The organism is Pseudomonas sp. GW460-LB5 (assembly GCF_059423245.1).
Genome location: NZ_JBWKXT010000023.1, coordinates 19,176 through 39,003, shown reverse-complemented (window position 1 = coordinate 39,003; position 19,828 = coordinate 19,176). Strand labels below are relative to the sequence as shown.

At 58.0% G+C, this 19,828-nt stretch carries 24 protein-coding genes; 20 read left to right on the top strand and 4 right to left on the bottom strand.

The annotated features are described in order from the left end of the window. Positions 1-48 precede the first annotated feature (48 nt). The 13 genes from AC07XM_RS15570 (at position 49) to AC07XM_RS15510 (ending at position 11,785) form a co-directional block, all read left to right on the top strand. On the top strand, positions 49-312 hold the full coding sequence (locus AC07XM_RS15570; protein ID WP_102689195.1) for a type II toxin-antitoxin system HigB family toxin: 264 nt from the start codon (positions 49-51) through the stop codon (positions 310-312). Beyond that, complete coding sequence (locus AC07XM_RS15565) at positions 309-1,520, top strand: ImmA/IrrE family metallo-endopeptidase (RefSeq protein ID WP_256596930.1); 1,212 nt, start codon at positions 309-311, stop codon at positions 1,518-1,520. The genes AC07XM_RS15570 and AC07XM_RS15565 overlap by 4 nt, the downstream gene beginning before the upstream one ends. A gap of 10 nt (positions 1,521-1,530) precedes the next feature. Beyond that, the gene (locus AC07XM_RS15560) at positions 1,531-2,661 is read left to right on the top strand and encodes a beta family protein (RefSeq protein WP_102689196.1); all 1,131 of its coding nucleotides are present in this window, start codon (positions 1,531-1,533) and stop codon (positions 2,659-2,661) included. A 124-nt stretch (positions 2,662-2,785) separates the two neighbouring features. Next, positions 2,786-4,153 (top strand): hypothetical protein, encoded by a 1,368-nt coding sequence (locus AC07XM_RS15555; RefSeq protein WP_207268629.1) that lies wholly within the window; start codon positions 2,786-2,788, stop codon positions 4,151-4,153. 209 nt (positions 4,154-4,362) lie between these two features. Next, positions 4,363-4,695 carry an integrative conjugative element protein, RAQPRD family gene (locus AC07XM_RS15550; protein WP_102689198.1) on the top strand — a complete coding sequence of 111 codons (333 nt, stop codon included), beginning with the start codon at positions 4,363-4,365 and terminating at the stop codon, positions 4,693-4,695. Continuing rightward, positions 4,682-4,921, top strand: a complete 240-nt coding sequence (locus AC07XM_RS15545) for a TIGR03758 family integrating conjugative element protein (RefSeq protein ID WP_102689199.1) — start codon at positions 4,682-4,684, stop codon at positions 4,919-4,921. Before AC07XM_RS15550 ends, AC07XM_RS15545 begins: the two co-directional genes overlap by 14 nt. A gap of 15 nt (positions 4,922-4,936) precedes the next feature. After that, positions 4,937-5,314: a TIGR03745 family integrating conjugative element membrane protein gene (locus AC07XM_RS15540; RefSeq protein ID WP_102689200.1), complete on the top strand. Its 378-nt coding sequence runs from the start codon at positions 4,937-4,939 to the stop codon at positions 5,312-5,314. Positions 5,315-5,321: 7 nt separating this feature from the next. Then, positions 5,322-5,723: a TIGR03750 family conjugal transfer protein gene (locus tag AC07XM_RS15535; RefSeq protein WP_102689201.1), complete on the top strand. Its 402-nt coding sequence runs from the start codon at positions 5,322-5,324 to the stop codon at positions 5,721-5,723. Further along, complete coding sequence (locus AC07XM_RS15530) at positions 5,720-6,361, top strand: PFL_4703 family integrating conjugative element protein (protein ID WP_064492718.1); 642 nt, start codon at positions 5,720-5,722, stop codon at positions 6,359-6,361. The genes AC07XM_RS15535 and AC07XM_RS15530 overlap by 4 nt, the downstream gene beginning before the upstream one ends. After that, positions 6,358-7,164 carry a TIGR03749 family integrating conjugative element protein gene (locus tag AC07XM_RS15525; RefSeq protein WP_207268628.1) on the top strand — a complete coding sequence of 269 codons (807 nt, stop codon included), beginning with the start codon at positions 6,358-6,360 and terminating at the stop codon, positions 7,162-7,164. The genes AC07XM_RS15530 and AC07XM_RS15525 overlap by 4 nt, the downstream gene beginning before the upstream one ends. Beyond that, positions 7,154-8,662, top strand: a complete 1,509-nt coding sequence (locus AC07XM_RS15520) for a TIGR03752 family integrating conjugative element protein (RefSeq protein ID WP_102689994.1) — start codon at positions 7,154-7,156, stop codon at positions 8,660-8,662. Before AC07XM_RS15525 ends, AC07XM_RS15520 begins: the two co-directional genes overlap by 11 nt. Further along, positions 8,625-9,044 (top strand): TIGR03751 family conjugal transfer lipoprotein, encoded by a 420-nt coding sequence (locus AC07XM_RS15515; RefSeq protein WP_102689995.1) that lies wholly within the window; start codon positions 8,625-8,627, stop codon positions 9,042-9,044. The genes AC07XM_RS15520 and AC07XM_RS15515 overlap by 38 nt, the downstream gene beginning before the upstream one ends. Beyond that, on the top strand, positions 9,044-11,785 hold the full coding sequence (locus AC07XM_RS15510) for a conjugative transfer ATPase (protein WP_102689996.1): 2,742 nt from the start codon (positions 9,044-9,046) through the stop codon (positions 11,783-11,785). The genes AC07XM_RS15515 and AC07XM_RS15510 overlap by 1 nt, the downstream gene beginning before the upstream one ends. Before the next feature lie 93 nt (positions 11,786-11,878). Here the strand turns inward: AC07XM_RS15510 and AC07XM_RS15505 are convergent, their stop codons facing one another. Then, positions 11,879-12,007: a hypothetical protein gene (locus AC07XM_RS15505; RefSeq protein ID WP_256127447.1), complete on the bottom strand. Its 129-nt coding sequence runs from the start codon at positions 12,005-12,007 to the stop codon at positions 11,879-11,881. Between AC07XM_RS15505 and AC07XM_RS15500 the strand changes: the two genes are divergently transcribed. Genes AC07XM_RS15500 through AC07XM_RS15485 form a run of 4 tightly spaced genes read left to right on the top strand, consistent with a single transcriptional unit; the run spans position 12,006 to position 16,188 of the window. Continuing rightward, positions 12,006-12,983 (top strand): TIGR03756 family integrating conjugative element protein, encoded by a 978-nt coding sequence (locus tag AC07XM_RS15500; RefSeq protein WP_102689997.1) that lies wholly within the window; start codon positions 12,006-12,008, stop codon positions 12,981-12,983. The genes AC07XM_RS15505 and AC07XM_RS15500 overlap by 2 nt on opposite strands. Then, positions 12,983-14,338, top strand: a complete 1,356-nt coding sequence (locus tag AC07XM_RS15495; protein ID WP_102689998.1) for an integrating conjugative element protein — start codon at positions 12,983-12,985, stop codon at positions 14,336-14,338. Before AC07XM_RS15500 ends, AC07XM_RS15495 begins: the two co-directional genes overlap by 1 nt. Further along, positions 14,335-14,640, top strand: a complete 306-nt coding sequence (locus tag AC07XM_RS15490; protein ID WP_102689999.1) for a hypothetical protein — start codon at positions 14,335-14,337, stop codon at positions 14,638-14,640. Before AC07XM_RS15495 ends, AC07XM_RS15490 begins: the two co-directional genes overlap by 4 nt. Positions 14,641-14,649: 9 nt before the next feature. Continuing rightward, entirely contained in the window at positions 14,650-16,188 is a 1,539-nt protein-coding gene (locus tag AC07XM_RS15485) for a conjugal transfer protein TraG N-terminal domain-containing protein (protein ID WP_102690000.1), read from the top strand. Positions 16,189-16,192: 4 nt separating this feature from the next. On the opposite strand, the gene AC07XM_RS15480 is transcribed toward AC07XM_RS15485, so the two are convergent. Further along, positions 16,193-16,474, bottom strand: a complete 282-nt coding sequence (locus AC07XM_RS15480) for a hypothetical protein (RefSeq protein ID WP_256596974.1) — start codon at positions 16,472-16,474, stop codon at positions 16,193-16,195. Between the two features lie 544 nt (positions 16,475-17,018). Between AC07XM_RS15480 and AC07XM_RS15475 the strand changes: the two genes are divergently transcribed. From AC07XM_RS15475 to AC07XM_RS15465, 3 genes are all read left to right on the top strand, one after another. Beyond that, the gene (locus AC07XM_RS15475) at positions 17,019-17,384 is read left to right on the top strand and encodes a DUF3085 domain-containing protein (RefSeq protein WP_102690002.1); all 366 of its coding nucleotides are present in this window, start codon (positions 17,019-17,021) and stop codon (positions 17,382-17,384) included. 308 nt (positions 17,385-17,692) lie between these two features. Continuing rightward, a complete protein-coding gene (locus AC07XM_RS15470; RefSeq protein WP_102690011.1) occupies positions 17,693-18,007 on the top strand; it encodes a hypothetical protein in 315 nt (104 codons plus the stop codon). 85 nt (positions 18,008-18,092) lie between these two features. Then, positions 18,093-19,031, top strand: a complete 939-nt coding sequence (locus AC07XM_RS15465; protein ID WP_102690003.1) for an ArdC family protein — start codon at positions 18,093-18,095, stop codon at positions 19,029-19,031. Positions 19,032-19,116: 85 nt separating this feature from the next. On the opposite strand, the gene AC07XM_RS15460 is transcribed toward AC07XM_RS15465, so the two are convergent. After that, a complete protein-coding gene (locus AC07XM_RS15460) occupies positions 19,117-19,482 on the bottom strand; it encodes a histone-like nucleoid-structuring protein, MvaT/MvaU family (protein ID WP_102690004.1) in 366 nt (121 codons plus the stop codon). 127 nt (positions 19,483-19,609) lie between these two features. After that, a complete protein-coding gene (locus tag AC07XM_RS15455; protein WP_102690005.1) occupies positions 19,610-19,804 on the bottom strand; it encodes a DUF7740 domain-containing protein in 195 nt (64 codons plus the stop codon). Between the last annotated feature and the right edge of the window lie 24 nt (positions 19,805-19,828).

Here is a 19,828-nt window from a genome sequence, read left to right as displayed (position 1 = left end):
ACCAATGCTCAGATACCTTGTTCCCAAATTGGGAACAAAGCTACGATCATGAGATTGCTTGGTAGAGAAAAATTACCCATTCTGCTGGGAGAGAGCGAGCACATCCGCAAGTGGATTGGCGTGTGGGTGAGTGAAATCGACCATGCAAGCTGGAAAATCCCATCGGAACTGCTGGAGCAGTTCCCGAGTGCTCTTGCTACTACCGAAGATACTTTTCTGTTCTCTGTCTGCGACTCGGGCAAGTTTTTAGAGTTGAAGGTTGCTTTTGCCCAAGGAATTGCAATCATCACTGCTATAGTGAAAAAAATATGATTACGTTGAGCCCGAAAATTATCAAAACAGAGGAACAGTACCTCGAATACTTCAATGAAGTGCATTCGCTGATAATTTCCTCTCCAAAACTAGGCTCTGAGGAGAGTGATAGGCTCGAATTACTTTCGATGCTGATCGAAGATTACGAGAAGCAAAAATATCCGGTCGAGGCTCCAGACCCTATTGATGCAATTTTGTTTCGCATGACCGAGAAGGGGCTTAAGCAAGCCGATTTAGTACCCTACTTCGGCACTAGGAGCCGAGTTTCAGAGGTCTTGGCTAGGAAGCGCCCACTTACAGTCCCTATGATACGAGCTCTTGCTGTCGGTCTCGGCATCTCCGCTGACACATTGATTGGTCTTGACGAAGTCGAAGGCAATAATAAAAAACAAAATGTAGACTGGTCAAAATTTCCGATCAAAGAAATGGTCGCTAGAGGCTGGATTGACAACATAACCAGCAAGGCTAAGAAGACTGTAGAGGAAATAGTCCAAGGTTTCATTTCCGACATGGGACTACAAGAAAGCGGGGCCTCTTTTCGCCGCACACTTGCCGGAGACTCGCCTACGCCCACCACAACTTATGCCTTATACGCCTGGCTTGCTAGAGTAATCCAAAAAACGCGCGAAATAAAAAGCGAGCTGCCACCATATGACAGAGCTAAGATTGGCGATTCTTTAATCAAGCAAATCGTGCACCTCAGTCGTTTTGAGGACGGCCCTAAAATGGCAGTATCGCTACTTAAGGATCATGGCATAGCTGTGATTATTGAACCACAGTTAAAGGGCACTATGCTGGACGGCGCGGCCCTTAAAGAGATCGACGGAACTCCGATAATCGCACTTACCCTCAGGTACGACCGGATTGACAACTTCTGGTTTACCCTAGTGCATGAACTAGTCCACATCTGGAAGCACATTGACGACACAAACGAAGCAATCCTGGACGACTTAGAACACGCAAGCACCGACAAAAGAGAGTCAGAGGCCAATCGTATCGCACGTGACGCATTCATTCCGAGGTCATTATGGAAGCGAACCGATGCGTACTTGAAGCCAAGCAAAGAGACCATCAACGCATTGGCAAAGGAACTCAACATACATCCAGCAATAGTTGCTGGCCGACTTAGAAAAGAAGCTGGTAATTACAACCAATTCACTGATCTCATCGGCCAAGGAATGGTAAGAGCTCAACTCGAAAATCTATGAGGCGTTAAATATGAACACCCAGTATTTTCCTATCATTCGAGCCAAATCCGGTGAGCTGGAAGCCTTAACATTTCTGAGCAAGCTGGATAAAGCATCGCTGGCTCGCTGCACACCAATTTTCGAGATAACAAAGCTAGACGGAAAAGCTCTCGAGACGGCCAGAAAGAGGAGCGATACCCCTTTCGAAAAATACCTTGATGAACGTGCGCATAAAATTGCGCAGATATTCAGAGGCAAGCACGTAATTGTTGACGTTTCTCAATGGCCTCTTGATTTCACAACGGAGGGTGGGGAGCAGGTACTGAGCTTCATCTGCAATCGACTGAACGAATTGGGTGTATTGGTTTGTCCTATAATCGGCTATGACCGATGGGAGGTAGTCGAATATCGAGAAACGATTACCTCCATGACTTTGCCTGATCGTTCATTCTTTTGTATTCGTTTGGACAGCTTGGCCATCGAAGATCTTGGAGACCCAGACCACTTAGCAGAAGTTATTGAGGACATGATTGCCAGTACTGGACTGATCGAATCAACCACACCCGTCCTTATTGACATGGGCGATGTTACCAAATTTTCTATTCAGGAAGTCATGGAGCTCCTTGAGACTGCGTATGGCCAGATGAAGACTTTGGGATTCCAGGACATAATCATGAGCGGGAGCTCCATCCCTGACTCTATTGAGAAAGCCGTAAAGGACCGCGACTCGACTGGCTTGGTGCAACGAAAAGAAATGATTGCTTGGAAAGGCTTTCTTTCTGCGAACCCCACTGCAAAACTTTACTTCGGCGATTACGGCGTAAGAAACCCAAGGGCTTCAGACAACATCGCCCCAAACATGAACGTCAAGATAAGATACACGGTAAACAATGCTTACTTCGTTGCTCGCGGCCACTCCGTAAAAGGTGAGGATGGCTATGCCCAAAGCCAGAAACTCTCAAAGATAATTGTTAACTCAATTCACTACCGTCAACCCGAATTCAGCTGGGGCGACAACAAGATCATGCAATGCAGCCTTGGGAAAATTGTCGGCAGTTCTACAAACTGGATAGCCTACGACACCAACCACCACTTGAAGTCCGTAACCAGCGAAATTTACGAATTTGCTTTACAACTCGCTGCGATTACAGAGCGCGCATGACGCAACATTGGTACCCGCCAGTTTTCATGCAACCAAACTGGCGAAACACAAACAATGTATGCAGACGTCATCGACAACAAAATTCCGCCACTACACACTAACCACCTTAGTTAGACAAATGAGCATGCGCCACACCCGCAACTCGCCTCCATCAACTGATAGAGCATTAACAATGACAACATCTAATAACGCTACTTTTAGCGGCGCGGACCCCTCTTGGGCAAATGCCTGCGTCGGAAATAATGGCAACCCTGGATATATAGAGTATTCCAAAGGCTTCTCTGCTGCCGCTAATATTTTGATTGAGCAAGTCCTGGCGGGCCGCGGGTTAGATTTACCAGTGGACGACCTTGTATACCCAGTTTGTTTCAACATGCGCCACTCCGTCGAACTTAGACTTAAGGGTGCAATCCAAGAGTTGGCTGACATAGCTGAAATCCAAAGCCAGCCTTTCGTTTTCGACCTATCAGGATCTCACGACATTGGAAATATTTGGAACTTCTTTAAATCTCAATCGGAGCTTCTTGACGAGCGCTATATCGAAGTCAACAAATCGATCAACTCAACAATATCTGACATCGCAGCGGTAGATGCCACAGGCCAAACATTCCGCTACCCTGTGAGCAACGAAAGCCAAAAGCACCTAACTGAAATTGCGCTAATAAATTTCTTCCTTCTAAAAAATAAATTTGGCGAGCTAGAAAAAAACCTCGACACCCTTCACTCTCTCAACCTCTGGCTTAAACAGGAGTACCAACAAGGGACCTTTACAAGCAAACTGTCTCGCCCAAAAATTTATGAGTTAGCTCGTGCTCTACCTCCAAAGTCCGAGTGGTCTCACCCTCAGTTCACCGTTACAAAAAAAGAACTGATGAAGACATACAACCTCGGAAGCCGAGACCTTACAAAAGCCATTGATAAAATTAAAAATCACTACTTCTTATCATACCTGATCGGCGCACCACTACCAATCAAAGGAATTTCCGAAGACCAAATCTTAAGTTTCTTTGAAAACTGGACAAGTCAAAATAGTGATACTGAAGAAGAATCAAAACCAAGCCTCGGCATCGACTACTGGGAAAGAAAAGAATCCATTATTGATGACATAAAAAAACAAGCCGAATCACAACAGGCCACCTGGAGCAAATTTGAAAAACTAATGACCCCCGACTTTCTGGCAGGACTACATGCGCTATATTATTTCGCACGCGATAAAACATACACGGAGTACTACGACACAGCATATGAGCTAGCATCCAAAGAAATAGCTCATGAATTCAAATGTGGACCTGCCGCAGTTAGAGATAGCTTTATGCATATACACAACAAAACAAACGCAGCCTCCAACATCCTTATTTCTCTATTTGCCCTAGGCCACAAGGATCTCGCTGAGACCATTATTAGAAAACACACCCTTGACACCTCTCTACACTGGATTGAAAAAGCGAGAAGCGGCCAGCTTTTCTCCTACCCTGAATTCGCCAAATATTGAATTATTGATGCTGCGCACTCGCTTGAAACAAATCAGGAGCTAGACCGATCTTTGAATCGATCTTTTCTAACAAATTTTGAGATCGATACCATAAAAAATGCAGATCAGAGTCTCTCGTACATAAGCGATTATCTGCACATCCTTTTAACTCATGCCAAAGCCAGATTGTGCCATTAAGGTGAAAGAAAGACTCCTCGCTGGATTTCGCCATGACTATTTTTTCCTACCTGCTGCTGCTTGCCTACCTAGTATCGCTTTCCGCTGCTGCTGACATTCGCGAGCGCTCGGACCTGAAACTGGTGGAGCGGCAGATTTTCTACATCGAACAGTTGGCCCACCGCGCAAGTAGCAGCTCAATCGACGCCGCAGGAGCTCGCTACCGCTTTGATTATGCAAGGTTCGCTGCGGACCTCGAGCGTATGCGTCAAGGCATCCACAAATACCTTTCGCCCTCCCGCTCGCAGCCGGCTGACTTGGTCGATCTGACCGGTGATTACCGCACTGAAGCGCCCCTCGCGAAGGCATCCGATGAGCATGACTGACGCCCAACTCAACGCGTTCTCGGTCGTGGCCGGGTTCACCCCGCAGCTCAGCTCAGTGCTGTGGCGCTCATCAGTGCTGGTGCTCGCCTTGCTCTGGTGCACCTGGGCCCTGTGGACCGGCTATCGCGGTTGGGCGGCCGGCAACCTCAATTTCGGTGCGCTCGGCGGCAGCACGCTGCGCCTGGCCCTCGCCCTGATCGTGTTGATGTTTTTCATGCTGTCGTAATCAGGAGATCTTGCTATGAATCTCTCCCCTCGTTGCCATCGCCCGCTCGCCTTGTTGCGGGGATCCTCTACGCAAGTACTGTTCTGTGGCCTGGCGCTGCTGAGCTCGACGTTCGCCTGGGCTGACCTACCGACCATGGAAGCACCGTCTCGTGGCGAAGGCTCGGGGCTGATCGACACCATCAAGAACTACGCCTACGACGGCGGCATCCTGCTCGGTCTGTTGATTGCCACCCTCGCCTTCCTCGGCGTGGCCTGGCATTCGCTCACCGTCTACGCCGACGTGCAGAACCAGCGTAAGACCTGGAAGGATCTCGGCGCGGTGGTCGGCGTTGGCGCGCTGCTGGTGGTGGTGATCCTGTGGTTCCTCACCAAAGCCGCGACGATCCTGTGAGGTCACCATGTCCGACGTCCCTGCCACCCTGCCTGACGGCACTCTGACCTTCCTCCCGGAGCGCCTCAATCGTGACCCGGCCGTTCTCCGTGGGCTCACCAACGACGAGATGTGGGTCGCCCTAGTTGTCGGTGCCGGGCTGGGTGCAATTCTCGGTGCACCGCTGGCGGTGGCCACCGCCTCCATCGCCACCCTCCCCACTTGCATGTTCATCTGCATGGCGCTGGTGTTGCTGGGCGGCGGCAAGTTGATGCGAAGGCTCAAACGCGCCCGCCCCGAAACCTGGCTATACCGACGCCTACAGTGGCACCTGGCAGTGCACTGGGGTGTCGGCACTCATCACTTGATCCTGCACTCGGGGCCTTGGACAGTGCGCCGCACGCGTCGACATGCGAGGTCGACGCCATGAGCCGCTTCCGCAACAAGGTGGATGCGCAGCAGGCGCATATCTTCAGCCTGCGTCTGGCCGTTTCGATCCTGGCACTGCTGTGCTGCGGGCTGTGGTACGGCTGGCAGTCCTCGCCCTCCGAGCTGACCATTCACGTGCCGCCCGACCTGCGCTCCGGCAGCACACGCAAATGGTGGGATGTACCCCCGGAAAACATCTATGCCTTCGCGCTGTACATCTTCGGCCAGCTCAACCGCTGGCCCACCGACGGCGAAGTCGACTATCACCGCGCCATCTTTGCCCTGCAACCCTACCTTACCCCGGCGTGCAAGACTTTCTTCGACGGTGACTTCGAGTACCGCAAGGCTGCAGGCGAACTGCGCGGTCGGGTGCGCGGCGTATACGAGGTGCTGGGCCGCGGCTACAGCGACGACCCCGACCTGCGAGTGAAGCAGTTGGATAAGCACAGCTGGCTGGTCAAGCTTGACCTCAATGCCGACGAGTACTACGCCGCCGAGCCGGTGAAGCGTGTGGTCGTGCGCTATCCCCTGCGTGTGGTGCGCTTCGACGTCGACCCCGAGCACAACAAGTGGGGCCTGGCCCTGGACTGCTACGAAGGCACACCGCAAAAGCTGACGCTACCTGGAGGTGCAGGATGATGCGTGTCTTGATCATGATGCTGGCGATAGCCGCAGGCTGGTGTTCTGCAGTCGGTGCGGTCGAGGTCAAATACTGGGATCGCCTGCCGCTGGCCGTTCCACTTACGGTGGGCCAGGAGCGCGTCCTGATGCTGGATGAGGATGTGCGCGTCGGCCTGCCCAATGCGATCGCCGGAAAGCTGCGTGTGCAGTCCGTCGGCGGTACGGTGTATCTGCGCGCCGCTGACACCCTTCCCCCTACCCGGTTGCAACTGCAGTCGGTGAAATCAGGCGACATCATCCTGATCGACATCGAGGCGCTCGAGGGCAGCGAGGCACTGGAACCGGTCAAGATCGTGGCCCAGGCTCAGGCACCGGACGTGGAAGCTGCGAAGGACACGTCACTTGCAGAGACCCCGGTACCGGTGGTGCTCACCCGCTATGCGGCGCAGAACCTTTATGCGCCCCTGCGTACCGTGGCACCGCTACCCGGTGTGCGGCGGGTGCCGCTGAGCGACTCCACCGCGTTCAGCACCTTGCTGCCCACCGAACGGGTTTCGATCAAGGCCCTCGCGGCCTGGCGGCTGGGCGACTACTGGGTGACCGCGGTGAAGATCGTGAATCGCGGTCCTGGCAAGGTGGCGCTGGACCCGCGACACCTGCAGGCCACGCTGTACGCCGCGACATTCCAGCACGCCGACCTCGGTCTCGCCGGGACGCCTGAAGACACTACCGTGGCGTATCTCGTCACCCGTGGCGGTGACTTGAAGCATGCGCTGCTGTTGCCTCCGCCAAAACCGGAGGCTGTAGATCATGAAAGCTAACGGCCTGCTGAAATGGTTGGTGCCCGTAGTCCTACTGGGCATCGTGCTGATCATCATCAAGTCCTGGATGGCCGTTCCAGATGGCCAGCCCACTCACGATCCGGAAAACGCCTCACTCAGCGCGGAACAGGCCAAAGCCTTGGGCATCGCCGGCGACACTCCGCGCGACACCGTGGCCACGTTGATCGGCCAGGTCAAGGCGATGCGCAGTGAGATGCAGACGCTGAAGAAAGGCAACGATGCCCTGCAAACCGAGAACAACCGGCTGCGTACCCGCGAAGGCAACATCGACACACGCATCCAGAGCACGCTGAGCAGCGTCACCCAACAAGTCACTGAGCAGCGCCAGCAGGCCAACGATGCTCGGCAGAGAGCTGAGCAGCAACACCGCGAGACCCAGGGGCTGCTCTCCAGGCTCAAGGATCAGCTCACGGGCAAGCCAGCCGCGAAGTCAGATGTTCCCGCAGGCTTCGGTCTTGAACCGGGCGACGAGCAGCAATTCGCAGGAGCTCAACCGCCGGCAGATGCGGTGCAGTGGATCGAACCGTCGAATGCACGCGCCGGGCAAGTGGATACCGGCAAAGCCGACGGACCGCTGTCGTCGTTGACCTCAAAGTTCAAGGATCTGCGGGGTCTGGACGACAATGCAATCGACCGTGGCCAGGACCGCTTGCGTGCCGTCGCCAAAGGCGAACGTGACCTGGAGAGCGCCCAGGACCGTACCGAAGGTGCCCGCCCCGTCTATACCATCCCCGAGAATTCGACGCTGATGGGCTCGATCGCGATGACCGCCCTGATTGGCCGGGTGCCGGTGGACGGCACGGTGAACGATCCCTATCCGTTCAAAGTGCTGGTGGGACCGGACAACCTCACCGCCAACGGCATTGACCTGCCGGACGTAGTCGGCGCGGTCATGAGCGGCACCGCCGCCGGTGACTGGACGTTGTCCTGCGTGCGCGGCCAGGTCGAGTCGATCACTTTCGTCTTCAGCGACGGTACTGTCCGCACGGTGCCGCAGCCGCAGAAGGTCGTCAGCCGTAATCGCAGCAGTACGCAGACCTCGGACACCGAGAAGATCCGCGGCGGCCTGGGCTACATCTCCGACCCTTACGGCATCCCCTGCATTTCCGGCGAACGCCGCTCCAACGCCCAGCAGTACCTGGGCAGCCAGAGCTTGATCACTGCGGCCGGCGCCGGCTTCGCCGCGGCCTTGGGCAGCGAGCATACCAACACCTCGTTCATCAATTCGGCCAGCGGCAGTCTGGGCCTGTCCCAGAACAGCGGTAACAGCGCGGTGAACTCGGTGATCAGCGGTGGCATTGGCGATATCCGTGAATGGGTCAACAAGCTCTACGGCGAAGCCTTCGCCGCGATCTACGTACCGCCTGGGGCCAAAGTGGCCCTGCACCTGGACCACGAAATCAGCATCGACTACGAACCCAAAGGCCGGAGAGTGAACCATGAAAGCCCATCCGTCTCGGTACTGGATCTGGATTAGCTTGCTGCTCGGCCTGCATCTGGCCGGCTGCTCCACCAGCAAGGAGGAAATGCTGCCCCACGGCGATCACACCATGTTGGACATTTGGAACGGCAGTGGCTCGGTGGGCAGCCAGCAACAGCTACAGGAGGCGCGTGGCGAACTGCGTCGCCCGGTGCTGGATCCCGAGCGCCTGATCAACGCCCAGAGCGCCTACACGCGCACCGCCGCCAACGAGATCCGTGCCCAGTTCCCACGCCTGCCCAATCCAGACCTGGTCATGTACGTTTACCCGCATCTGGCTGGTACCCAACAAACGCCGGTGCCTGGCTACTCGACCGTGTTCCCGTTGTACGAGAAGGTCCAGTACGCGCTGCCCGGCGAGCGCCTGGACGATCTGTGATGGCTGATGACGCCAGTCGCGATCCGTCCCGCTGGAAGCCCTGGCGCGCGGCACAGCGCCGGCGCGCCACCCTGGCCGACGAAGCCGCCCAGTACGCGCACAACCCCAGCTTCGCCGACTACCTGCCCTGGGTCGAATACCTCGAAGATGAGCAGTGCTTTATGCTCGATGACAACCGTTCCGTGGGTGCCGTATTCGAGCTGCAACCGATCGGCACGGAGGGTCGCGAGCCCGAATGGCTGATGGCCGCACGCGACGCCCTGGAAGATGCGCTGCAGGACAGCTTCGACGAGTTCGACCAGGCGCCCTGGGTGGTGCAGTTCTTCTGCCAGGACGACAGTGACTTCGCCCCGTACCTTGAACGCCTGAATCGCTATATCGCGCCGCGCGCGCGAGGTACGCCGTTCACGGAGGCCTTCCTCACGTCGATGCAACGCCACCTCGACGCCGTCGGCAAGCCGGGCGGGTTGTTCGACGACCATGTGGTGTCTCACCTGCCGTGGCGCGGCAGCAATCGGCGGATTCGCATGGTGGTCTACCGCTGGCTCGGCGACCAGGCCGACGAGGATGGGCAGAACCCAGTCCAGCTGTTGAGCCGGACCTGCGATCGCTTGGTGGCCTCATTGCAGGCCTGCGGGGTCAGCCCTCGGCGACTGGCCGGGCGCGACTTCTACGCCTGGTTGCTGCGTTGGTTCAACCCCGCTCCTGCCCTCACCGACGAATCCCCCGCCGCGTTCTATCGGCGTGTGCTTTATCCGGAAGGGGATGACGGCGAGGAGCTGCCGCTGCCGTTCGACCACGATTTCGCCGAGCGGCTGTTCTTCCAAGAGCCGCGCTCCGACAGCGAGCAGGGTCTGTGGTACTTCGATCAGCAGCCCCACGCCGTGATGGTGGTCGACAAGCTGCGCAGGCCACCGCATATCGGCCAGCTGACCGGCGAAACGCGAAAGGGCGAGGCCTTGAACGCCTTGTTCGATCAATTGCCCGAACAGGCGGTCATGAGCCTGACTTTGGTGATCACGCCCCAGGATGTGCTCGAGGAGCAGCTCAACCGCCTGGCGCGAAAAGCCATCGGCGAGAACCTCGCTTCGACCCAAACCCGTCAGGACGTGGAAGAAGCCCGCGCGCTGATTGGTCGTCAGCACAAGCTGTACCGCGGCACGTTGGCGCTGTACTTGCGCGGCGCCGATGAACAGCAGTTGCGCCAGCGCTCGGTCCAGGCTGCCAACGTCCTGCTCGGCGCCGGCCTGCAGCCGGTGCGCGAGGGCGATGAAGTGGCCGCGTGCAACAGCTATCTGCGCTGGTTGCCGATGGTCTACAACCCGGCGCGGGACACACGCAACTGGTACACCCGTCTGCTGTTTGCTCAGCACGTCGCCAACCTGCTGCCCCTCTGGGGACGTAGCATCGGCACCGGCAACCCGGGCATCACTTTTTTCAACCGTGGCGGTGCGCCGCTGTCATTCGACCCGCTATCACGCTTCGATCGCTCAATGAATGGTCACCTGCTGCTGTTTGGCCCGACCGGTGCCGGCAAGTCGGCCACTCTGGTTTCAATCCTGATGCAAGTCATGGCCGTTTACCGGCCGCGGCTGTTCATCGTCGAAGCCGGAAACTCCTTTGGCCTGCAGGGCGACTATTTCGCCACCCTCGGGTTAACCGTCAACAAGGTTCAGCTCAAACCAGGCAGTGATGTGAGCCTGGCGCCGTTCGCACATGCCCGGCGCCTGATCGAACATCCGGACCAAGTCGCCAGCTTGTCGACCGAAGACCTGGATGAGGCCGCGCCGGACAGTGACGAGCAGCGCGATGTGCTGGGCGAGCTGGAGATCACCGCGCGGCTGATGATCACCGGCGGCGAAGCCAAGGAAGAAGCGCGCCTGACCCGAGCAGACCGCAGTCTGGTCCGCGAATGCATCCTCGATGCCGCCCGACACTGCGCGGCGACTGAGCAACAGGTGCTGACCCGGCATGTCCGCGATGCCCTGCGTAAGGTCGCCAGCGACACCCATCTGCCCGACAAACGCCGCGAGCGCGCGCAGGAGATGGCCGAGTCCATCGACCTGTTCTGCCAAGGTTTCGAAGGTGCCTTGTTCGACCGGCCCGGCACACCCTGGCCGGAGAGCGACGTGACGATCGTCGACCTCGCCACGTACGCCCGTGAGGGTTACGAGGCGCAGATGTCGATCAGCTACATCAGCCTGATGAACACGGTGAACAACATCGCCGAGCGCGATCAGTACCTGGGGCGACCGATCATCATGGTTACCGACGAAGGCCACATCATCACCAAGAATCCGCTGCTGGCCCCCTTTGTGGTCAAGGGCACGAAGATGTGGCGCAAGCTCGGCGCCTGGTTCTGGCTGGCAACGCAGAACATGGCCGACTTGCCCGACGCGGCGCAGACCATGCTCAACATGATTGAGTGGTGGATCTGCTTGAACATGCCGCCAGCGGAAATCGAGGAAATTGCTCGCTTCAAGAAGCTCACGCCGGCACAGAAAGCCTTGCTGCTCTCCGCGAGTAAGGCCTCGGGCAAATACACCGAGGGCGTGGTCCTGTCGAAGAACCTGGAAACGCTGTTCCGCGCAGTGCCGCCGAGCCTCTACCTCGCCCTGGCCATGACCGAGCCCGAGGAAAAAGCTCAGCGCTGGCGATTGATGGAAGAGCACCAGCAGTCCGAGCTGGAAGCCGCCCTGCAGGTCGCGGCGGAGATTGATCGCCTGCGCGGCATCTCGTGAACGACACCGTCAGGGCTATCCGAGCCCTTCTGCTTAGTAAAAATCGGAAAGAGCACATTTGTACCCCCCTGGCAGTTTCCTCATCTCGCGCCGCTAAATCGAGCGCCCGACGAAACCGATCACCCCGGACTCGGTTTGTCCGCCCTCCTCCAGCACCGGATCCGGGATGCTGAAACTTGGCGCACGGATGCACACCGCTGCCACCTGCCGAGCGTTGCCCATGAACCTCACCGCCTTCACCCGAAGCAAAGCGCCGAAACCCAGAAAGGCTCGCCGTGGCAGTGCCTTCACCGCGGCTGCTCTGCTGGTGGCCGCCGAGCAGTGTCTGGCATTGACTACGCCAACCCTCATAGCCTCCGTCACTTCGCTGCAGTGTCTGGAGTATCGGGTCGTAGGAATCTGCTACTGGCTGCTGTGCACACCGTTCGGCTGCACGGTGCGGACCTCACCGAAGATCCGTCACTTCATTCCCGAGCTGGTGGTATCGAGCTATGCCGACACCGGCGCCAATCCCTGGAGCGAGATGTCGGCGCTGTCGACGCCGACGCTGGCGTCACAAGGGGGTGGCAACCTGATTACGCCCTCGCCGCAGCGCGACAACCTGCCCCGCTTCAAAAATGTCGACGGCATTGGCCATCCCGGCGGGGCAGCCCTCACAGCTCTCGCGCATGCATTCGGTTATGCGTGCCCAAGCGGAGCCGTGCCGTTTGCGCCCTACTACCTCAGCACGCTCGACCCGCTGGCGTGGCGCCAGGCGATCCCCGAGTCCGCCTACCCACAGGCAATGGTCCCGGGGATGCGCGAGATCGGCAACCAGGCTCTCGGGGACATGTGGGGCAGCGTGTATCCGCGCCACGGTTTTCTGGTGCAGCCAGATGACTTCAAGGCGGCTGCCGTGATGGCCCAGCGCGCCAGCGACTTCATCACCCGCGTCGGCCAGCCGCATGTCTATCTACCGCTGCAGCCGATGCCGGCTCCTGGCTATTGGCCGCCGCGGCCGGTGTTGGAGAACAACGTCAACAATCACCGCTGGCAGTTGCTGGTCCCGGTCATCCAGAACACCTGCGCCATCTTCCCCACCCCAACGATCCAGAGCTCCGACGGTGCCTATGCCTGGTCGCTGTGGCGGCCCTACCGCTGCTGCCAGCGTATGGGCCAGACGTTTCTGTTCAGCATCGACTTTGATGGAGGCCAATGATGAAAAACCTCGCGCTCGGGTTGGTGTGCTTCCTCGTGTGCGCCGCGAGCTTAGCCGCAGAGAACGGCTACCACCTCGGTGACCAGGCCCCGGTCCTGGACGACCGCGTGATGTACACCATAGGCGGTGGTTCGGCGGCGGGAGCGCCCTCCTCGCTTTACCGTCCCAATGGCCTTGGCGTCGGTATGTCATGGCGCGCCAACATGATGTGCGGAAACATGAACCTCTCGAACACCCTGCAGAACCAGCTCAACGGCGCCACCCAGGGCTTTCAGCAGATCATGGGCAACGTCATCCAGAGCGCCACGCAGGCAGTAATGTCGTTGCCGGCGATGATCATCCAGCGCGCCAATCCCGGGCTGTATGAGCTGCTGAGCAATGGCGTGCTGCAGGGGCGCATCGACTTTGATCGTTCCAAGCTCACCTGCCAGGCGATGGCGGCGAAAATGGCCGACAAAGTCGATCAAGCTGGCTGGGGCGCGCTGGCTCAGAATCAGGAAATGCAGCACAACCTCGAGCAGTCCGGCGGCGATGCCGTCATGGCGGTGAAGGATACCGAGTCGAACAACGGCAACAACGGCGTCAGTTGGGTCGGTGGGCAGAAAGCCGGTGGTAACGGACAGCAACCCATCCGGGTGACTTCGGATGTGGTCAAGGCCGGCTACAACCTGCTGCACAACCGGGCCGTCGAGGACACCTCGGCCGTCGGGTCGGCTTGCCAGAATGGCGCTATCTGTCAAGCCTGGTCGAGCCCCGAAGAGGCCTCGGAATGGGCGACACGAGTGCTCGGTGAAACCGAGGTGGAAACCTGCGATGACTGCGAGACGCTGCGTGTAACCGCAGGTACAGGCCTGTCGCCGCTGATCCAAGAAACCTACACGGAACACCTGGAAGGCCTGCAGCGCATGGTCTCGGACGCCGACCAGCCTACCCCAGAGAACCTCAGCAAGGTCTCCAGCCCCTTGCTGCAGGTCTCGCGCGGCGTCATTGAGGGGCTGCGCGATGACCCTGATCAGAACCTGCTGTCCCGGCGTCTGGCCAGTGAGACCGCACTGTCCAGCGTGATCTACAAGGCGATGCTGCTGCAACGCACGCTGTTCGCCGGCAGCCATGAGCCGAACGTGGCATCGGCGCAGCCCGCCACCACAGCCCTCAACAGCAACGTCGAAACCCTGGAACGGGAGATCCGCCTGCTGCAAACCGAGCTACAGGTACGCCAGTCGCTGGCCACCAATACCGCCAGCCTGGTTCTTGATCGCCACGCCGGCGGTGCCGACGCCTCGCGCAGCATCGATCAGCGCGACCCGGTGCCGGACCGAGTGCGCCGGGCTGAACAGGAAAGGAGTACGCCATGATCACGTTGTCTATGAGATCCCTGATCGTCCACGTGCTGCTGATTCTCGGCTTCATGCTGGTCATGTTGCTGATTGCCTGGATGGCGCTGCAACTGCCCGCCACCCAACTGGATTGGCTCAATCCGGCGGGGACGGCTGCCACCTACTTCGTATGGTGGCGCGCCCTGCTGTACACACTGATCATCGCCGGGTGGACCGCAGCGTTGCGCATACGGTCAGCGCCTGTGGACCAGAAAAGACTAAAGCGCCTGGGATTGATCGGCTTCAGCTCGATCATCCTGGTCGAACTATCTCGCGTGTGAGGTGCGGCCATGAACATGAGCACCAACAGCTACCTTGAGTACTACCTGTCGCTGCTGGCCTGGATCATCAACAACGGCATCTGGAATACGCTGGTGGACACCGGGCTGTTCGCCGCCCCATTCGGTGCGGTCATCCTGCAGGAATGGCTATCGGCCCGCCAACAGGGTGCTGACGAAGGCAACAAGGGTCTGCTGTCGATCCCTCGCGTCGAGAACCGGCTGTGGATGAGCTACGTGGTCATTCTGTTTGGCTGCATGCCGTTCTTTCCGCTCAACCTATCCTCCGTCACTTTCGACGATGCGGCGAGCCAGCGCTGTGGGGTGTCCATGGCCAAGCCTGCCGACACGGCCTGGGGCGCAACCTTTAATACCATCGGCGAGAAGTCAGCAAACGTGCCGGTGTGGTGGTTTCTCGTGCATGCCATGAGCAAAGGCATCACCGCGGCAGCGACTGCGGCGATTCCCTGCGCGCCCGACATCCGGGCAATGCGCATGGAGATCGACAGCTCGAGGATCAACGACCAGGTGCTGCTACAGGAGGTCGCCGACTTTACTCGAGACTGCTACGGCTTTTCGCGCTCGCGACTATTTACCAATCGTCCCGAGCTGGATGAATCGCAGAGCTACGACGCGTCCTGGATTGGCTCGACCTACCTGCTCAACACACCGGGTTACTACGATACCGATCGCTCGCGAGTACCCAGGGTCGATTGGCCGTACGACGAGACCCGGGACACCTCCCTTCCTCAGCTCGACAACGGCGCTGGCTACCCTACCTGCAAGCAATGGTGGAGCGACGGCGCGATCGGACTGCGCGATCGCTTGGTAGCCGAGGTCAATCCTTCACTGCTGTCGCAACTCAGGGGCTGGCTGACCGGGCGCACCGCTACGGAGGTCGAAGACGCCACCCTGCGCGAACTGGTGAGCCCACGGCAGCAGTCATTGAGCATGGCGCCTGGGCAGGTGTTCCAGGACTATGGCAGCAGTGCCCGGGGCGGCTCGTTGACGCAAGGGCTGAACAACCTGGCCACCAACACCGGCCTTGCGCTGGGCTCGTTCAGCAACTTCCCGGCAATGAATGCGCTACGCGCGGCCTTGCCGATGGTCCAGGCCTTTCTGATCATGGGCACCATCATTAGCCTACCGCTGGTGCTGCTGATTAGCACGTACCAGCTCAAGGCGCTCATGACGATCACATTCGCGCTGTTCACCCTGCACATGCTGACGTTCTGGTGGGAGCTCGCGCGCTGGATCGACTCGAGCATGCTGGAAACGCTGTACAACCAGGTGTCGGCCACAGACCAGGCACTGTTGTCGTTACCGACAGCAGGATTCATGGATGGGACAGTCACCGCTCAGGTGATCGAGTACGTCATGGGCGCAATGTTTGTTTTGCTACCGATGATCTTTATCGGCGCAATGAGTTGGGCGGGGTATAACGTGGGAAGTGCTATCCAGACTCTTCTTACTCGAGGAACGGAGGCCGCTCAGACACAAGCAGGAAGAGGCTCCACACAGCTAATGGCAGGTGTCCAGAAACTCAAATAAGACTCTACTTGAGCGACCCGTACTCGTCATACAGCTCTGGATACTTGTGTTGATGTTGAGGGTGACTGACCTGATGCACACCAGGTTCCTCATCACCGGATGCCGTAATGGGCAGTGCCGCCATGGCCCAGAGAGCCAACAAGCCGATCGCCAGGAACAGTGCAACTGACGCAACCGCAAGGACGAGGAGCAATTTGACAATCTGCAAGCCAAATCGCCGATACTTGCAAGGTACTGAAGCCAATATGCTGGAGTGCAGCACTTTCGTTTCGAGCCGCTGCATCATTCGACCAGCACCAGCCGCAGTGCGAATGAGAAACCTGCCGAGACCGGTCCGGCGGGACCTGGCAGAAGCTGGAGTCGACATTTGGTTGCCTCCTATACCCGTCACTGCGATCGCGGCCAAGCCGCTACCGCCAATTTGGATCCAAGCTCTAGCTTACTCCTCCGTCGCTAAATTCCATGACCGTTGATCACTTGGAATACGCGGGTTATCGCCGGTGGCGCTCATTGGATAGGGGACATTGCATCCACCGAAAAGCGCCATTGACGCTACATCGGTCGCTTGGTAAACCAATTATGCAATCGCTGGTTTTCCAGCACCCCAGGTAGCCATAACCTTTGAGGCTACGTCACGATGTGATGGTTACCCCAAAATGCGATTCGCGTTCGGCAGCTCGCATGGTCACCGCTCCCCGGTGATGAACGCTTTCTAATCCCCTGGGTTCGCTGAACCAGCGTCTTCGTTGCACCCTACTCACATCCATTCCAGTGCTGGGAACTCTCCCACACAGGGTGGCGTTCCTCCGCACTCTTTGGAGGATCTCATCATGCTGCGTTTCACAGGCACTGAACTTCACGCCGTGTTGGCCGAGGCCGGTATCAATGGTTGCAGATTGATACTGGTCAAGGACCACGGTGTTTACCTCATGTCCGAGATTGGCGAAAGCAAACCGGACGGTGGCGGCCGCAAACGCGTGGCCTATGCCACTGGCTGCAACCCCTACGTCGACGACTTCGATACCTGGTGGAATCGCGCCCGCGAAGAATTCGGCGGCGATGATTTTGCCGAGTACTTCGACATCGATGATCCTGTCCTCGCCAGCCTTCGCGGCACTGCAGGATCGTTGGTGGTAGAGGCCACCTCCACCCACCTGTACCTGGCCGCCGAGGTTGATCCGGCAGGCAAATCTTAAACGCCGAATCGATCTCCACGCGTACCCAGAGCGGCACCTTAACCGGGCCTCTCTGGGCGCCTCTCGCATCCATCTTCAGTCGCTTGAAGATCGCCGTTTGTCAGGTGTCCAAGGACGGAAGTCTTCGCTGGAACTCCCTGGATAGAGCCATCCATGTGAGGTGTAGATCGGAGATTGACCTCACGTCCAAGCGCGGTTTAATAGATGGACGCACCCTGCTCAGTGCCTTGTTCAGATTGAGCAGGTCCACGCACGAACCTCACATGAGGTGTCGCGGGATCAGCTACGCGGAGGTCCCAATGTCCAGGATGAAGCGCTTTTCCGATGCGGTGGTGCTGAGCCCAGGCGTTTGGCAGCAGTTCATTGAACCTGCCACAGGCGAGGAACCGATTGGACAGTCAGGCCTGCGCTTGGCGGACCTGCTCAACAGCGTGCTGACTTCGGCACCGCGTCCTTCACACTGCCCCATCGAGCTGCAACTCGACCGCTTGCGGCACAACGGCACTTCAGTATCTGCTCACCTGCCGCAGCTTCAGCTGGCTCGCATCACGCCACACAGGGGCCCGGCTTTTCTGCTCATCCGGCTACCCGGCGAGATCGTAGTAGATATCGCCGCCCTCTAACCATGCATCACCGCTACTGCCTGACTACCCCACCGGGAACCCTTCCCGGCCGGGCAGCGTTCCCCTTCTTTGACTGGAGAACGTCATGTCCGATATCTACCTGGACGTCACCAACAAGATTGTCAGTGCCCTGAGCCAAGGGGTCATCCCCTGGATCAAACCCTGGACCACTTCGGGCTCAAGTGCTGACGCACCTTTCCCCATTAACGCGATCACCCGGCGACCCTACGCCGGCATCAACATTCCACTGCTGTGGGCCGAAGCGCGTCTGCGCGGGTACCGCCAGGATCGCTGGCTCACCTACAACCAGGCGCGGAAAGCCGGTGGGCATGTGCGCAAGGGTGAACAATCGACCCTCGCGGTGCTGTACAAACCTATGAGCAAGGAAGCACACGACGAAGACGGTCAGGTCGTCCGTGATGAGCAAGGTAACGTCAAGATGGTGCAGTTCGCACTGCTACGGACGCATTGCCTGTTCAACATTGAGCAGACCGAGGGACTACCCAACGAAGAGCAGCCACGGAATCAGAGCATGGATTCGACAGCGTTCATCGATCATGCCCCTGCCGAGCAACTGCTGATCGCCAGCGGCGCAAGCATCGAACACCGCTATGGGGATGACGCGCTTTATCTACCAATACGGGATCTCATCCAACTACCTACCAAAGCCCAATTCGTGGACGTCGGCAGCTACTACGCGACCGCCCTACACGAGCTGACGCACTGGTCGGGTCACCACGCCCGCCTCAACCGGGAAGGCATCACTGGCGGGCATGGATTCGGCTCTGCGGCGTACGCCTTCGAGGAGTTAGTCGCGGAGATGGGCGCAGCGTTTCTCTGCGCCCTCACCGGCACCCAGGGCGAGTTGCGCCATGAGGAATACTTGGCATACTGGTTGAAAATTCTCAAGGAAGACAAGCGGGCCATCTTCCGCGCCAGCGGTCAGGCGCGAGAGGCGTCCGAGTACCTGTTGGCGCTGCTGCCAGATCAGGCTACCGAGGCAGCGGAACGGCTCACGGCGTGACTTTTCACCTTCAACAGAAAGGCCCCAACCGGGGCCTTTGTTTTACCTGCAACGCGAGCATCGGCCGCTGCAATTGAGCAAGCGATTACTGCAGCCAACTCTCGACGACATCCGAGCCGTGCTCCTGCTTCCACTGCTTGAGGATTTTGTGGTTGCCGCCCTTGGTTTCGACGATCTCGCCGCTGTGCGGGTGCTTGTAGCGTTTAACTTCACGCGGCTTGCGCTGAGCGCCAGTGGAGGCGCTGGAAGTAGTCACGCTCACGCCTTTGGACGGGTCAAGAATGGTGATGACCTGGCGCAGGTTCATGCCGTACTCATCCAGCAAGGCCTTGAGCTTTTGTTCGAACTCGATTTCCTGCTTCAGGCCGGAATCGTTTTTCATCGCGTCCAGTTGTTGAAGTTGAGCGGCCAGTTGAGCTTCCAGCGCTTTGAATTCGGCAAGTTTGGACATGTGAAATCTTTCCTAGGATTGGGGCATGTGCAGCGATATTACCTGAAGCAAAAGTACTAGCCGAGCGTTAATTCGCTATTCAGCTAACTTTTCATGTCTCAAGATGTGCACATATCTACGTGACTAATCAGTCCGGCAAGAACTGGCAAAGATGGCCTACTAGTTCACGAGGTGCAGCACTGTTGCCGATCTTGAACAACATATCGCGCTGACTGCGTGGCAGCTGTTTCGCACATCGCTTGGCTGCTGATCGAATGGCAGCATCGGTATCATGAATCCGGTCGGCCAACAGCACGATCAAAATGGCATCGCTCAACGTCATCAGGCTACCTTCCCCCAAATAATG